The organism is Deltaproteobacteria bacterium (assembly GCA_019310525.1).
Lineage (GTDB): Bacteria > Desulfobacterota > DSM-4660 > Desulfatiglandales > HGW-15 > JAFDEE01.
In genome coordinates this window covers 1-15,883 of sequence record JAFDEE010000064.1, presented here as the reverse complement: position 1 = coordinate 15,883, position 15,883 = coordinate 1, and the positions used below count along the sequence as shown (strand labels likewise).

Below are 15,883 nucleotides of genomic sequence, written 5' to 3'. Positions count from 1 at the left end.
GAGACCACCCTTCCTCGGTGCCTGGAAAGTGTTCGGGGGGCCGTGGATGAAATGATTATCGTTGATACCGGCTCTACCGACAGCACCAGGGAAATCGCACGCCGTTACGGGGCCAAAGTATTCTCCACCCAGTGGAAAAACGACTTCAGCTTCCACAGGAACCAATCCATCGCCAGGGCCAAGGGAAGATGGATTCTCCAGTTGGACGCAGACGAATGCCTCGAACCTGATCATGCCATCAAGCTCAGGGAGACGGTTAGCTCCGCGCCGCGAGATGTCTCACACCTCTTGTGCCTGATGCGCGATTACAGGAACGGGAGGCCCATATCAGAGGCCGTCCTCATCCGTTTGTTCAGGAACGGTCTCGGAATCCGCTTTGAAAACCCCATCCACGAAAGACCGGTTATCACCGAGGGCCTCGGCCTCGGAACCGACATAGTCATCCGTCATTTCGGTTATGCCCTGTCTGAAGCAAAGATGCGGGCTAAATTCGAAAGAAACCATCGCATCCTGAAGAACCTTCTTGAAAAGGACCCCGGTGATCCCTTCACCCTCTATTACATGGCCGTAACCCTGTTCAATTATGACCTTGAGTCCTGTATCCGCTGGGGAGAAAAACTCTTACAGGAATTTGTTCCCGGGAAGTCTTTCCCGCTTTTCTGCATGAACATCTTCTATGTTCTCGCTGCAGCCCACATGAGACGCGGAAACCTTGAGGAAGCTGAAAGGGTTTGCCAAAGGGCGATTGAAGTCTTTCCTGCATGCGTGGATGCCTACTGGACCCTGGTCGATATAGCCTTCCGAACCGGTCGTTTCGATATGGTCCTAAACCACGGGTCCAACTATTTTCAACATTTCGGACATTATCTTAAAAACCGCGGGAAGTTTCCCGGCCTTATCGTTTACAGCATAGACAAAGGTCCCGAGATTCACCTCATGATGGCCCTGGCCTACCTGCATTTTGGTAAAACAGGAAAGGCCAAAATGCACATCCATCCTCTCTTGGGGGAATCCCTGCCCCCTGCTGGTTCGGTGGATCGGGTACAGGCCTTTCTGGATGAATGGGACGTCCCTGCTGACATGCAAATCCCCCTCCTTGCCTTTTTGGCCGATATGTGTCCGGGTGAATTTCCAGAAAACCCCTTTGCCGAGTTGCTGTTATCCCGTTTTATGGAACTTCCGGAGGATGAGGACTTCCGCAAACCCAATAAGGCCTTTTCCCTTATCTCATGCGATTCCGATCTTCTCCTGAAGGTAGCCGGTGTCCTTTACCGTGAAGACCTTGATACTCACCTCCGGACACTCCTGGGGTGCGCCTGTGATCTTCCGCCCGACCTGCACCTGTTTCGCATTATTCCGCTGATGGATGAAGGTGAGATTGAAGCGGCGATCATGGAACTCGACACGTTCCTGAAACAGTCAGGGACTCCCATCGACCGAAACCTTGAAACCCTCGGTGACGTTGCAGAACTCTTTGAAGAGTGTGCCCATAAAATTCACGTCTCCGGTGACGTTGAAAAGGCGGCGATTCTTCATGAAGCGGCCTTTCAGGTCTCTCCCCGAACAGACATCCTGAAGCACTTGCTTTCTTGTCTTCAGGAAATCGGAGCAATCAGGCAAATAAGGAAATTCATCCTTATCGGGGCAAGGCTCGGTTTACTTGAAAGGGAAGATATCAGTGAGCTTTACCGCCGGATGGAAAACCGACTCCAGACTTCTTTTGAAGAAAGTCCTGTTTCTTCATCGGAGACCCACAGGAATCTTCTTCTCCATTGATTCATTATTCATAAAACTCATATAAAGGAAATCCCATGCCTCATCCAATTGCAAGCATCGTGGTTACAGCATTCGATCGAATAGATTCTTTGTCAGAACTCCTGGAGGCACTGAACCATCAGACTCTTTCACCGGACGCATTCGAAGTTATCATTGCAGATGACTCAGGGGATTGGAATACCGGAGAAAAAGCCCTGAAAGCCATACACCCCCAGTACGAAACCACCTTGGTCAGGACCGGCCTGCCCCGGGAGGTAAACGGCGTGTCGGTCGCCCGGAACCTGGGAATCCGGAAGGCCCGGGCACCGATCGTAATCAGCATGGATGATGATTGCCTTCCGAACCGTTTCTTCGTTGAGTCCCACGTAAGGCACCACGAAAAGGGCTATCCCCATATTGTTCTCGGTCACCGCTCGGAAGTGAAAGAAAAGCTCGAAGAGGAAAAACCTGTTTCTGTGACCGAGGAAAAGGCCGTTGCTGAATTGATCTTGAGCGCATCCGACCTCTTGAACTTCAGCCATTTCGTGACCGGAAACCTGTCGTTTCCCAAAAAGGTGGTAATGGAGGCCGGTCTCTTTGATGAATCTTTCGCACAGCCTGGTGAGCATGGATGGGAAGACATTGAACTGGGATACCGGGTCTGGCGGAGAGGATATCCCACCCTTTTTGAGAGAAACGCCCTGGTGTACCGCCCCGGAACCGAGAAGGAAAAGGAAAAGAAGAGAGAGGTTACGGGTGCCATACGGAAGGCCCAACAGCGGTTTTTCTCCATCCATCCCATGATTCCCTGGGTCCAACGGCTGATGGAGTCCTATAGGAGGAAAAAGTACAAAACGGCTGAAGAGACCGCCCGAACGATACTGGGGCAGGATCCCAGAAACGCCGGTGTACTGGCAATGCTTGGGTGCATCCACATTCAGCAGGAAGACTTCACCAAGGCCCTTGAATGCTTCGGGGCCACGCTGGCCCTGAATCCCTTAAACCCCTTTTTCCTTGAGCAGATCGGCGAGGTCCTGTACCACCAGGATGAAAAAAGGGAGGCGCTCCAATTTTTCGCCAGGGCATTGACCCTTGAACCCAACAGGACGCGATCCCTTTACTTCCTGGCACATCTCAAGGAATTGTGTCGGGAACAGGGGCTAGGCGAACTGGGCGGACGAAAGATACATGCCGAACTGGGGGGCGGGATAATTCCAAGTAAGCTCAGGGGAGAAGGCCAGGATGACTTCATCAGTATCGATGTCATGCCATGGGAAACCGCTGACGTGGTTCACGACCTCGCGGACTCCATCCCCTTTCCCGAAGGCTCCGTATACCGCCTCTTTTCAAGGGAAATGATCGAACACCTCCCGTACCGCACCCTCCCGGGATTCCTCCGCGAATGCTTCAGGGTCCTTGAACCCGGGGGGACCTTGTATCTCTGCTGCCCTGATTTTGAACGTCTGATAGCGTTCTATAGCAGGAAATGCGACTGCGTCTCGGCCGGCTATGCAAAACCGGACTGTCCTCGCTGTCACGGAGAAGCCGTGGTCTCCGATGACTACTGGCGGGAGAATCTTTGCGGACGCCAGGAAGATTACGGCGACGGAGGAATCAACGGCACACATAAAAACCAGATCACCTTCCACTATTTGAAGGCACTCCTCGAAAAGACGGGCTTCGTAAACATCCTGAGGGACCCCTCCAACCGATTTTACGACGAACACGAAAGGCCCCTCAAACTTTCCCTGGAATGCAAGAAACCAGGGGGTCCGGCCCATGGATAACAGCCCCATGAAGAGTTCTCCGGCCCGACTTCTGCTCATCTTCAACCCAAAGGGAGTAGTGGACAAGGATATCCGGCTCTCCTCCCGTAATGAGGATATCCGGGTTGAGGCCTTCGAGATTGAGTTGAGCAAGAGCCCTGAAGGGCATACCCTGGAGCGAATCGATCTCCTTGAAATCGGGAAGACCATTCTCTCTTTCGATCCCGATTTTCTGCTCACCATCAATGGAGGAGGGCTTGACAACGAGGGTTTCCTTTCTTATTTCTGCGCCTATCTGGGACTACCCCTCGTTCTGTGGTACGTGGACGAACCCTTCATCATCCCGGAGTGGGGCACGAAATTCATTCCCCGGACAACCATCGCCTTCACCTTCGACCGTTTCTACGAAAGGCGCCTGAAAGAATGGGGAATTCCCTGGGTTCATACCCTTCCACTGGGCGCCAACCATGACAGGCTCCTCGGTTACGGCACCCGCTTTCCCCGGGGAACCGCTTTCCGCAACGACGTCTCTTTTGTCGGGGCCCTCGAATTTGAAAAAATCCAATACCTCTTAAAAAACATCTCGACCCTCTGGAAGACCATGCCCGCTCGCATGCCGGAGGTTCTAGACATGGCCCTTGAGCAATACATGCTGAATTTCAAACAAGATACCGACAAGGTTGTTCGGGATTGTGCGGCGGCTCTCGGCGTCGATTTCGAGTATCCCGACGGGATCACAAGACAGATGGTCCTATCGTTCATCGATCGGGAGGCGAGCTTTCGTCTGAGACACAAAACAATACTCTCTCTTCAACCTTTCGGAATAGCGGTTTACGGAGAACCGTTCTGGAAAAAGATTGTTGGTGAGCGGTCCTATGGAGGCAGGGTGGATTACTACTCTTCAGAAATAGCGGATCTTTACCGAAAATCCCGGATCAACCTGAACATCTCAAAATACCAACTCAAAACCACGGTCAACCAGAGGGCCTTTGATTGTCCCCTCTGCGGCGGTTTTCTCATAACAGACTTCAGGGAGGATGTGGAGGAGTTTTTCGATATCGACAAGGACATGGTCGTTTACCGGGACCTTGAAGAGTTGAAAAAAAGGGTGGCTTTTTACCTGGAAAACCCTAAGCAAGCATTATCAATTGCAGAGAGAGGAAAGGAAACGGTGTTGGCACGACATACTTACAAGCACAGGCTTATGGAAATGGTCTCCCTTGTGGATGCCATAAAGGAGACCAATACCTTCAAGAACGCTTGCGAAGATGTCCTTAAAGGCCCCACCCCACCGAATTTCCAGAGGTTCCTCGAAATACTTCATGCGGAAACCCAAGGGGTCAGGGCATCGAAGGGGGCCCTTTGAATGTCTCAATCGGGGAATGGGAGAACCTTGGGTCTTCAGACGAAGACTTTAGTTCGATCGTTTTTTTGAGTAGGGTTCAAGGATTCAAGGGGTCCAGGGGTCGAGTGAGGAAGAAGGAGTTAAGGTAAAATGATTTTCACTTGAACCCTTGAACCCTGGACCCTTGGCCCCTAAAACTATCGGCTTCAGCCGATAGTAGTTTACGAGACCTTTGAAAAATGCTCCCTTTTGCCCAATCTCGGCGTCAGGCTCAAATTTTAATCCTCGAAATACTTCAATGTATTCCTGTGGTTAAAATTTTCGCCCTCCTTGACCTTGAACAAAATTGAACGTTTTTCAAAGGTCTCTTTACATCTTGAATCAAAGGGGAAATCCAGATGAATGAAATCGGAATTGGAGATCAGGTACGAATGGGCGAAAACCTTTTCGCCGAAGGCATGCTGGAGGAGGCCGAGAGGGTTTTTCTCTCCATCCTCAAAGAGGATCCCAAAAACAAGGATGGCTTGAACAACCTGGGGGTCATCGCCCATCACAGGCAAGACTTTGACAAGGCCCGAAAATACTTCCTCCAGGCCCTCCGGGTCGATCCCTTTTACCAGGATGCGATCGACAACCTTATCCTGGTTCAGCAATCTTGCAGGGAGGGAACCGCCCCTCTAATAGAAGAACGGGGGATTTGTCCGGAAAACAAGCATGAAGGGCCCGGGGGGTCGGTTCCTTGCGGATTCCGAGAAAATGAAAACCCATGGGAACTCTCTTCAGATGGCGCCCCCTTTCGTGAAACCGGTGTTCCATGGAAATTCTACACCTCTCCGGGTGTGATCCACCATGCCGAAAAGGTCAGGAAGATGTTGGGTCTGGAGCACTATGTGCCCTCCCTTCACAGCCGGGAACCCGTCTGGTTCTTCGGACTGTACTTTGATCAGGATTTTCTCCAGGTTCTCGCCCACCAGGGCAGGAAAATCCTAAACTGGCGCGGAAGCGACGCCCTAAAGCTCAAGGGGAATCAAGCCAGGATCGAGATCCTTGAAAAAGTGGAGGCCCTTCATGTTTGCCAATCCGAACGCCAGCAAGCGATCCTCAGGGAACTTGGGTTGAAGGCCGTCGTTCGCCCGATGCTTAACGGGGACCCCCGCGCATACTGGGTAACCCCTTTTCCGGACGGGGAGACCATGCTGCTGGTCTTCTGGAGAAGAGGGATCGACGACTTCATACAGGCCGACCTTTTTTTCGAAATCGCCGCCAGGTGTCCTGACGTCATTTTCCATATCGTCGGGGATGAAGACCCCGACAGATTCAACCGGCCCGGGATGGAAAATCTGCTTTTCCATGGTTTTGTTTCAGAAGAAACCCTTGAAGATCTCATGGATAGGTGCAAGGGAACCCTGCGTCCCTGGATTTCCGACGGCACTCCCAACATCCAGACCATCATGCTCCTCAAGGGGAGGTATGCCGCCCATAGCTGCAGATTCGAAAAGGTCACCCAGTGCCGCACTGCGGACGATTATGTGGAGTGGATCCAGTGGTTGAAAAACGTAAAGGAGCCCAATCTGGAGGCCAGGGAATGGTGGCTCGACAAGCTCAATAACTTCGATTTCCTGCAGCCGGATTTTGACCCTGAAAAGGCTCATGAAACCCCTTGACCCCTGGGAAAAACAAGTGGATTACCTTGAGAGAAACCTCGACGTTTTAGGCAAGCGGGACCCCGTCCTGGCAAGGCTTGTCAGGGAAGCTGATCCACCTCCGGAAATGAAGGTGTTTCCGTCGGTATCGGGCGCCCCTACCCTTTTCTACGTGAACGGCAACGGAAAGGGCCATTTTATCAACAGCCCAAAGGACCCTGAAAGGGAGGTCCTCACCCTGCTCGGGGGAAAGGCTTTCCCGGGGACGGAGGCCACGGTGCTCTTGGGTATGGGGTTAGGTTACCTCCCCCGGGAAATCCGCGCCAGGATGTCCCCAGGACATGATCTTTTCATAGTCTGCCATGATCCAGGCGTTCTCAAGCTGTCATTCACTCATCTCGATCTTCGAGATGTCATTGAAGATACGAGGATCCGGTTCTGCACGGGGATGGATTCGACGGCCTTCCCGGAAAGCCTGAGAGAAATTCTACCTAAGGTCATATCCGGGGCGCTCAAAAAACTTGTCTACACACCGGCAACAACCATATCCCCCGGTTATTACAGGGACATCGAGGCGGGAGTGGACGCTTACGCAGGGGATATCAAAGCCTCCATAGTCTCCTTCAAGGAGCAGATCCCGGCAAGGCTGGAAAACCTTTTCAACAATATCGGCGCATTGCTCCAGGCTGCTTCTGCAAAGAGCCTGCAAGGGCTTTTTCCCAAAATTCCCGCCGTTGTCGTCTCCGCGGGCCCTTCCCTGGACAAGAACATAAGTCTTTTAAAGGAAGCGGTAAACGGGTCGGTTGTTATATGCGTGGACGCGGCCCTTCGCTCCCTTTTCAAGGCCGGCGTTGTTCCCCACGTGGCTGCGACCCTTGACATCCTTCCTTCTAATATTCGAAAGGTCGAGGGATTGAGCCCCGTTGAGTTGGAAAAGGTATCCCTGGTCTTCGCCCCTGAGGCGTTCCCGGACGTGATAAAAAAATTTAAGGGACCCAGGTTTTTTGTAAATGCCCAAAACACCTTTTCAAACTGGCTTGTCGGACTCCTTGGTGATCTTCCGGATTTTCCCCGGATGTCCACGGTCTCACACCTTGCCTTCGTGGCGGCAAGGCACCTCGGCTGCGATCCCATCATCCTGGCCGGTTTCGACTTCTCCTTTCCTGAAGGCAGGCACCACGTTACGGGATCGGCCAGAACATGGGCCCCGGATTTGACGGGATGGGATCTCATCGAAATCGAGGATGTTCACGGCGGCCGCGTAAAGACATTCAATCATTTTATTTTCATGTTGCGCCTCCTTGAAAGAGAAATTTCAAGGACCGACGCACAATGCATCGACGCCACCGAAGGCGGAGCCCTTATCAGGGGCACAAGGGTCATGACCATGGGGGAGGCCTTGAACGAATTCCTTGCGCCGGATTCCGTTGATGTATACGACAGCCTCCGCCTGGTCTTCTCAAAGAACAGGACCCGAGGGAGGCAAGGATTGAGGGACGGGCTCGAATGGATGAACAGGGAAATGGAATTTACGGAGAGGATTGTCAGGCAGGCCATCGATTTGATACGCGGCCCGATTCGCGGAGGGGTCTTGAGATCGCTTCAGGAACTTCGAAACCGGGTTCTTGAAAGGAACACCTTTGACATCCTGGGAGACTTCCTTACAGACCTCCTCCTCTTCGAGTCCATACATGATAAAGGCAAGCATGGAGACGCAAAGGCATCACCGGGGTGCAGCCAGGAAGAATTAAAAGCTTATGCCTTCTTTTTCAGGGAATTGGAGAAGGCCCTTGACACGATCAGGCCTCGTTTGAGGGAATGCAGGATTCCATGACCGGAACCATCTATTACCTTTGCCCGGACTTCGCCCCTCCCTCTGCGGGAACGAGGCGGCTCTACAGGCACGTCTTCCATTTGAACCGGCTCGGCTTCAACGCTGCGATCCTTCACCGGAAGAGGGGCTTTGTCCTTTCCTGGCACGGCTATAAAGTACCCGTCCTCTGGCTGGAGGATTCCCCCAAAGTCCAAAGGGAGGACGTCCTTGTCTTTCCGGAGGGGATGGCTGCTCTTATGAAGCAGACCAAAGACCTTCCATGCCTCCGCATCGCCATTGCCCTCAACTGGGCCTATATCTACATTAATCTACCCATGGGAGAGGACTGGAAGGACTACGGGATCACCCGGGCGATCACCCCCTCTCCCCTCATCAAGGATTTCCTGGAATGGAGCATGGGGTTGAAAGTCACGCTGATCGGAAACTACGTCGACACCACACGGTATCACTATGATCCCAAGCGCAAGAAGAACAGGATCTGCTACACGGCGCGCAAGGACTTACCCGGAGCGATCCTGAATTCCATCTTCTCGAAAAGGGAGGAAATCGCCGGAAAGTACGATTGGATCCGCCTGGAGGATATGGAAGAAGAAGAATACGCCAGGCACCTGGTTGAATCCAGGATCTTCCTGGCAGCCTCCACCCAGGAAGGTATGCCCACCTCCATCCTTGAGGCTATGGCCTCCGGATGTCTGGTATTGGGTTTTTCCGGTATCGGGGGAAATGATTATATGGTGGGATCCGGAAGAAACCGGAACTGCATTCTGGTTGAAAACGGAAACCTTCCCAAACTGGGGAAGGCCCTGGAATCCCTGTTGAGCGATCTTGAAAGGGATGAAGGGGCTTATGACGCGATGTTGAAAAACGGGATAGAAACGGCCTCCCGTTTCCGGGATCTCGAGAAGGAAGGAGAAAGCCTGAGAGACTTCTTCCTTTCCCTGGGCGTGACACCCCGGGCCGACTCCCATGATCCGATCCTTGGGGCGGTTTCCTGAAACGATGATGAGGAGCCGAGATGAATATCTGCATCTATAAGCACCGTCCCAGGGCGGATGTAACCATCCGGATCCTTGAGGCATACAAGGAGGCCCTTGAAAGGCTCGGCCACAGGGTCTTCACCCTCAGCCACGACGCAGGGGAGGCCACACCTGAAGAGGTCCGCAAACTGGCCGTGCGTTTCGTGGACTTCAATGCCGATCTTGCCCTCTGTTACGGCTTTTCCGCAATGCCCAAGATAGGAGGAGGGTATTTTTTTCGAAAACACGGCATCCCCTTGGTGCTTCTCTGCTTCGAGAACCCTTTCTTCGGACTTGACAATGAATTGATTCAAGAGATTCGGTCCCATCCGGATTACTACCATTTCTTCGTATGGGACTCCTGGTACCTCGACAAGCTCCGGGAGCTATTCAAGAACTGTCATCCGATCCGCCATGCGGCCCGTATCAAGGACCCGGCATGGGATCCTGCTCTCACCCCCCCTGTCTTCGAGCGGGAAGTGGCCTTCGTAGGGCACATACCGGACTTTGTACAGATGAGACGGGAACGCTTGGAAAGCCGCAATCCCTTCAACCCCGTCATTGATGAACTCATGCTCATGAAGATGCGATCCCCCGGATCCGACCTCTTCGGTCTCCTTAATGATTTCCTGAAAAACCCCCCTGGTTCCGGAGCAACGAAACCACGCCTCTCCTGGACGGATCCTTTACTCCACCGGGAAATTATCTTCCCCCTCTATGCAGAGGGCCTTGGAAGGTACCGGTATGTCCTGCTCAATTGTCTCCACAATTTCCCGCTCCATTACTTCGGGGACCTCAGATGGGAGGCCTCCCACGTGACCTTTCATCCTCCGGTGGACTACTTTGAAGAACTCCCGGACATCTACCGCTCTACCGTCGTGAACCTGGATATTCCGCCCTTCCAGAGTATAGATTCCATCGACAACCGTTTCTTCGACGCAGGGGCCGCCGGCGGGCTTCTCTTGACCCGGGGAAGCCATGAGTTGACCTCGGTATTCACTGAGGCGGATGAGATCACCTACGGATCAGTCGAAGAGCTGGAGGAAAAAATCAGATTCTATCTCGAACACCACAACGAGAGAAATCAAACAGCGGCGGCCCTCTTCCGGTGTGTTTCCGCAGATCATACCTACGAGCACAGGTGTCGCTATCTCCTGGAAACCCTGTTCAAGTCAACCGGGGCCTGAAATCCCGAAAAAAGAGATGAAACTCTCCGGGGCCCTTGTCCCCGGGGACCGGACAGGAATGAGAATTCTTCACGCCACTAAGGACTTCGCCTTTTCAACGACCGTTTTCGGTGAAGGTCGCCTCGAAAAGGGGAAGGATTATTATACCTTCGGGAAATTCGCCAAGGATGTAGCGGCAATGGGTGCAGGTGTCATCCTGGAAGGGGAACCGAGAGTCCAGGACTTCTCCCCGGAGGCAACGAGGGATCTCAGGCCGGGATCACGCATCCTGCTGCTCCACTCAGGGGGTTACGGCGACACCATCACGGTAGGAATTTTTCTTGCCCTCATGATGCGGCGCTTCGGGGTGAACTTCGATGTATGCGGGGACCCGGAGAAACACGCCTACATCCTTAAACCCATGGGGTTGGAGGGAGACTGCCTTTCTTATCCTCCACTCCTCGAAGAGGTGGAGTCCTACGACTACCTGCTGAGAGAACTCGCGGCCTTTGCCGCAAATCCACGCGCACTCCTCGAGGAATCACCCCTGAAGATCCTTTGCAGGGCCTTTGGTCTGCCCCTTCAAATGGACGGGATCGGGTTCAGGGTCCCCCGGGAGACCTCGAAACGCTTGGAACTCCCCCAGTCCAAAAGGATCCGCGTCGGGATCAACTTTGATTCCAACGGAGCGGTTAAGAGTTACCCGGAGGAACTCCAGGCCCTTCTCGTTGATTCCCTGCTGGACCTGGGTTTTGAACTTTTCTTTTTCGGGACCAGGCCCTTGAGCGATGAAATCGAGCCGGGGACCGAACTCCTGCACGACCTTACCGGACGAACCCGGATCCCGGAACTGGCGGCCCTCCTCGATCAAATGGATCTCGTGTTGGGAGTCGATTCCTTCGTGGCCCACCTCTCTGGTATACTTGGGAAAAAAACGATAGTGCTGCTCTCCACCACCGGAGAAGACTACTTCGACCATTACCCGGCTGTCTTTTCCCGGGCCAGCAAGATCGAGTGTGCTCCATGCTTCAGCACCGGGGATACCTGTCCTTTAGGATACCCAAGATGCCGGGCCTTCTATCACGAAAGCATCCAACCCGGGATCCTTCTCCAAGCAATGATTAGAGAGATCACCCGGATGTACGGTTATTCCCATGGATGATCCGCCCATCTACATCAGCATGCCGCGAGGTGTCAATTTCGGCTGGGGGGTCTGCGGGATCCACCTGACCCTGAACCTCGCGGATCTGGTCCGCGTAACCTATATTACTGATCCTTTCACCCTCGAGGATATCGGCGACTCCTCGCAATACGAGCGACTTTCTTCCCTTTGGAGGCCGGTGGATGATCTGCCCGCCTGCCGCGACCTGTCTGAAACCCGTTGCCTCGATCACCCGGTCCTCCAGGCCATCGAGGGTAAAACCCTCCGGCCACTCTACATGAAGGTCAAGGCGCCCCGGGTCATCGGCTACACCTTTTTTGAGACCCCCTTCCTGGACCCGGATCAAGTGGCCTGGGCCAATGATTATTACGACGTAGTGGCGGCCGGCTCCACCTGGTGCAGGGAAGTGCTCGAAAATCAGGGGGTCCGCAATACCGCCACAGTCATCCAGGGAGTAGATCCCGCCCTGTTTCGGCACGAATCCCGTGAACGGACTGATCACAGGGACAAGTTCGTCGTCTTTTCCGGAGGAAAACTGGAATTGAGGAAGGGGCAGGACCTCGTCATCAGGGCCTTCAAGGTGCTCCAGGACAGACACGAAGACGTACTACTCGTGAACTCCTGGTTCAACCTCTGGGACGCCTCCCTCATGACCATGCGTTTTTCCCCTTACATTACCTTTTACATGCCCAAAGGGGGCTATTTCCATGCCGTTTCGCGGCTGATGGAGGTCAACGGGATCGACCCTCAAAAGGTACTGACCCTCCCGCCCCTCCCCCACGCCCGGATGCCCGAGATTTACAGCAACACGGATTGCGGGCTCTTTCCAAACAGGTGCGAGGGCGGCACCAACCTCGTCCTCATGGAATACATGGCATGCGGGGGAGCGGCCATCGCCTCCATGTCTTCCGGCCACCGGGACATCATCACTACGGACAACTCTTTGCCCATCACGACCTTGAAGGCCTTCACAATGAAGGACCGGGAGGGGCGGGTGATCGAACAATGGGACGACCCGTCACTGGAGGAGATCGTGGAAAAGTTGGAATGGGCCTACCACCACCGGGACGACCTTAAAAAGATCGGTCGGAAGGCCGCCCAATCCATGGAAGGATACACGTGGCGAAAGGCCGCAGAGGAGTTTCACTACCTGCTCACGGGGGATCGCTAGATGCGTTTCCTGTGTGTCAACAAATCAGCCAGGGCCAACATCTTTGGTCAGGAATACGAGTTGAAACCCCTGGACCCACGCCTCCAAAATATCGAAGACATCCTGGTGACCGACAATTTCTCGGCATCGGAACTCTTCAAAAGACACCCGGACGTTCTTCTGAACCTTTCCTTTGACAGGGGCCGATGTAAAGGATTTCCCCGCATGGTGAACACCGTTTCCGACATCGACCGACCCGGAAACGTCCTGATCCTTCGAAACGGCGGTATCGGGGACCACGTCCTGTTCCTTCCCGCTCTTCGCATCTTTCGCCGGTGCTTTCCCCGGGGCTCCAAGATCTGGCTTTCCACCCAGAAGGAGAAACACCCCATATTCACAGACAACCGGGATATCGACAGGCTCCTGTCCTTGCCCCTGCGCCTCGACATACTGCTCCAGGTCGATTACCTGATCGATTTTTCTGAAAGGGATGATCTCAACAAGTTCACCCGTCTCCACATGACGGACTATTTCCTGGATTTCCTTTCCATTGATTACACCCGGATCAAAGACAAGGCCCCCCGGATCTCCTGGGATCCCTCCCGCTCCCCGGGGATTTCAAAGACCTTTGAGCAGGCCGAAGACCCTTCGAGACCCCGGGTCTTGTTGAACTGGACGGCCAGCAACGCCTTGAGGGAGTTTCCCCCTGAAAAGCTCCTCTTTCTCGTCGAAACCTTTAAGGAGGTCGGATTTGTCGTGGCCCAGCAAAAGGCCCTGGAGGCTCGCACCCGGGAACTCCTCCGGCCATACGGTGATAAGGTCTTGGACCTGACGGCCATGATGCGGTCCCTTGATGACTACCTCTCGGTCATCGCTCTTTGTGATGCAGTTGTAACCACAGATACGGCCGCCTACCACCTGGCCGAGGCCCTTGGCAAACCCAGCCTCGTGCTTTTCGGACCGACCAGGGACGAACTCTGGATTCGTTATTATAAAAGGGTGAAGCCCCTGAGGGCGGCCTATTCGGGTTCCACTTGCCGCTCCCCTTGCGGAATCGTCAAGTCCTTGGAAGGATGCCCGGAATCACGTTTAAAAGGCACATCTTTCAGCCCCTGCCTGATGGCCATACCAAGGGAAAGAATTCGCCTGGCCTTCACAGAACTCTTGCAAGATACAGGATCCTGAAAGGACCAATGCCATGTCTCAACCTTTGAAAATTTCCGCATGTATGATCGTGAAAAACGAGGAAAAGCTCCTTCCCAACTGTCTCAAGAGCATTCGAAGCCACGTGGATGAAATCGTGGTGGTGGACACGGGTTCAACGGACGGCACGGTGTCCATCGCCGAATCCTTCGGGGCAAGGGTCTATCATCATCCCTGGGAGCACCACTTCAGCAAGCACCGGAACCAGTCCCTGGACTATGCGACGGGGGACTGGCTCTTCATCATCGACGCAGACGAGGAGTTGCTGCCCCTCAAGGGGCTCTCCCTGCACCAGGCCCTTGACGTAGGTGAAGATATCGACAGTGCTCTGGTTCGGGTCGAGTGCCCCAGCCCATCGGGCCTCATTCATGCCAATTCGGTGCGGTTCATACGAAACCGACCACATATCCGTTATAAGGGGAGGGTCCACAATTACCTGGAAGGCATTGAAAAATCCCTGTTTCTTGAAATTCGTCTCTTTCACCACGGCTATAATCTCGGGAAAGAGGTGGATCGGCACAAATTCGAGCGCACTACCGAACTCTTGAAGCGCGATATTGAAGAGGATCCCGAAAATCCCAGGCCCCACCACTTCCTGGCCGCCTCCTACCTCGCTGAGAGGATGTACCGCCCTGCGGCCGAATCCGCGGAAAAGGCGATAGATCTCTTTGAAAAAAAACGCATGGTCCCTCACAACTACCTCTGGAGTCTGTATATCGCTGCGGCCTCCCGCCACAATCTGGGCGAGGATGAAAAGGCAGAGGGCCATTGCCTGAAGGCCATCTCCTTTTTCCCGGACCATCTTGATTCCCACTTCATCCTTTCAGGAATCTACATGAAGAAGGACGACTCCGCCCTCTTCCGAAAACACCGGGACGCATACCTGGCGATCCACAAGGAGATCGAGACCGACCCTTCCAGATTCGGTGAGATCGTCCACAATTCCTTCGGGGCCCTATGGCTTGTCAATTTGTGGTCCGGGGTGATGGCCCTCTCTGCTGGAAGTCCGGCCGAGGCGGAAGATCATTTTCAAAGGAGCCGGGATCTTTGTGGTTCCGAGCTGCATTTTCACCTTGAGCTTGCCCGGGTCTTTTGGACCAAGAACATGCCGGGCGAGGCAGAAAAGGAATACTGGAAGGTCCTGGAGCTTGATCCGGGAAACACCGAACAGTTCCTGGAACTCGGACACCTCCTTGAAAGATCCGGACAACGGAGAAAACAAAGGTCGGCCCTGGAAAAGTTCCTTGTGCAGACCACCCCCGACAGAGGGCTCCTTCTCGCCCTGGCCCCTGCCTACCTCGAATGGGGCCACCCGGAGATCGCCGCTTCCCTGTTTCAGCAGGTCCTGGACCGCGATCCTCATGATCCTGAGGCGCGGATCAACCTGGGATTATGCCTCGTGGAAATGGGAAAGTTTGAAAAGGCCCGGCGGATCGCCCTTGGATACATCGAGGAGGGGGGTGACCTTCTCCTCCCGGCTTACCGGGTCCTCGGCCTTTCAGAGTATTACGGGGGCGATTTATCCAGGGCCTTTGATGCCTTCATTGAGATGACCCACATCGACCCCGACCTGGTGGAACCATACGTATATCTTTCGAGGATCGCCCTTGAAAAGGCCGACATCGAAACCTGCATCCTATATTGTGACAACCTCCTCCGTCTCCTGAATCTCGAGCGTGACATCGTACTTCATTCCCTCCCGGAACTCGGCACCCAGTTCGTCAGGATAGCGGAATCCCTGACGGCTCGGTCCGCCCCCGCCCTCGCCCGTGTCTGCCTGGATACGGCGCGGGTCCTTGCAGCCGTAAAACCCCCGGCAGATCCTTCCCCCGCCTTCCCTTAA

At 54.0% G+C, this 15,883-nt stretch carries 11 protein-coding genes; all 11 read left to right on the top strand.

Annotated elements, in window-relative coordinates; translation table 11 throughout:
- The coding region (locus JRF57_11965; protein ID MBW2304415.1) for a glycosyltransferase at positions 1–1,776 on the top strand (1,776 nt) is incomplete at its 5' end.
- A gap of 35 nt (positions 1,777–1,811) precedes the next feature.
- Positions 1,812–3,542 (top strand): glycosyltransferase, encoded by a 1,731-nt coding sequence (locus JRF57_11960; protein ID MBW2304414.1) that lies wholly within the window; start codon positions 1,812–1,814, stop codon positions 3,540–3,542.
- Positions 3,535–4,887 (top strand): glycosyltransferase, encoded by a 1,353-nt coding sequence (locus JRF57_11955; GenBank protein MBW2304413.1) that lies wholly within the window; start codon positions 3,535–3,537, stop codon positions 4,885–4,887. Before JRF57_11960 ends, JRF57_11955 begins: the two co-directional genes overlap by 8 nt.
- A gap of 377 nt (positions 4,888–5,264) precedes the next feature.
- A complete protein-coding gene (locus tag JRF57_11950) occupies positions 5,265–6,530 on the top strand; it encodes a tetratricopeptide repeat protein (protein MBW2304412.1) in 1,266 nt (421 codons plus the stop codon).
- Complete coding sequence (locus tag JRF57_11945) at positions 6,517–8,343, top strand: DUF115 domain-containing protein (protein MBW2304411.1); 1,827 nt, start codon at positions 6,517–6,519, stop codon at positions 8,341–8,343. The genes JRF57_11950 and JRF57_11945 overlap by 14 nt, the downstream gene beginning before the upstream one ends.
- Positions 8,340–9,338, top strand: a complete 999-nt coding sequence (locus tag JRF57_11940) for a glycosyltransferase family 4 protein (protein ID MBW2304410.1) — start codon at positions 8,340–8,342, stop codon at positions 9,336–9,338. Before JRF57_11945 ends, JRF57_11940 begins: the two co-directional genes overlap by 4 nt.
- Positions 9,339–9,358: 20 nt before the next feature.
- Positions 9,359–10,546, top strand: a complete 1,188-nt coding sequence (locus JRF57_11935) for a glycosyltransferase family 1 protein (protein MBW2304409.1) — start codon at positions 9,359–9,361, stop codon at positions 10,544–10,546.
- 58 nt (positions 10,547–10,604) lie between these two features.
- Positions 10,605–11,687: a hypothetical protein gene (locus JRF57_11930; GenBank protein MBW2304408.1), complete on the top strand. Its 1,083-nt coding sequence runs from the start codon at positions 10,605–10,607 to the stop codon at positions 11,685–11,687.
- Positions 11,680–12,858 carry a glycosyltransferase family 4 protein gene (locus JRF57_11925; GenBank protein ID MBW2304407.1) on the top strand — a complete coding sequence of 393 codons (1,179 nt, stop codon included), beginning with the start codon at positions 11,680–11,682 and terminating at the stop codon, positions 12,856–12,858. The genes JRF57_11930 and JRF57_11925 overlap by 8 nt, the downstream gene beginning before the upstream one ends.
- Positions 12,859–14,022, top strand: coding sequence for a glycosyltransferase family 9 protein (locus JRF57_11920; protein MBW2304406.1), 1,164 nt, complete (start codon positions 12,859–12,861; stop codon positions 14,020–14,022).
- A gap of 13 nt (positions 14,023–14,035) precedes the next feature.
- Positions 14,036–15,883, top strand: a complete 1,848-nt coding sequence (locus JRF57_11915) for a glycosyltransferase (GenBank protein ID MBW2304405.1) — start codon at positions 14,036–14,038, stop codon at positions 15,881–15,883.

Bases quoted from the DNA above. Each gene is read 5' to 3' on its own strand.
- JRF57_11955 (MBW2304413.1), top strand. From the start codon at position 3,535: ATGGATAACAGCCCCATGAAGAGTTCTCCGGCCCGACTTCTGCTCATC.
- JRF57_11950 (MBW2304412.1), top strand. From the start codon at position 5,265: ATGAATGAAATCGGAATTGGAGATCAGGTACGAATGGGCGAAAACCTT.
- JRF57_11960 (MBW2304414.1), top strand. From the start codon at position 1,812: ATGCCTCATCCAATTGCAAGCATCGTGGTTACAGCATTCGATCGAATA.
- JRF57_11915 (MBW2304405.1), top strand. From the start codon at position 14,036: ATGTCTCAACCTTTGAAAATTTCCGCATGTATGATCGTGAAAAACGAG.
- JRF57_11925 (MBW2304407.1), top strand. From the start codon at position 11,680: ATGGATGATCCGCCCATCTACATCAGCATGCCGCGAGGTGTCAATTTC.
- JRF57_11945 (MBW2304411.1), top strand. From the start codon at position 6,517: ATGAAACCCCTTGACCCCTGGGAAAAACAAGTGGATTACCTTGAGAGA.
- JRF57_11920 (MBW2304406.1), top strand. From the start codon at position 12,859: ATGCGTTTCCTGTGTGTCAACAAATCAGCCAGGGCCAACATCTTTGGT.
- JRF57_11940 (MBW2304410.1), top strand. From the start codon at position 8,340: ATGACCGGAACCATCTATTACCTTTGCCCGGACTTCGCCCCTCCCTCT.
- JRF57_11930 (MBW2304408.1), top strand. From the start codon at position 10,605: ATGAGAATTCTTCACGCCACTAAGGACTTCGCCTTTTCAACGACCGTT.
- JRF57_11935 (MBW2304409.1), top strand. From the start codon at position 9,359: ATGAATATCTGCATCTATAAGCACCGTCCCAGGGCGGATGTAACCATC.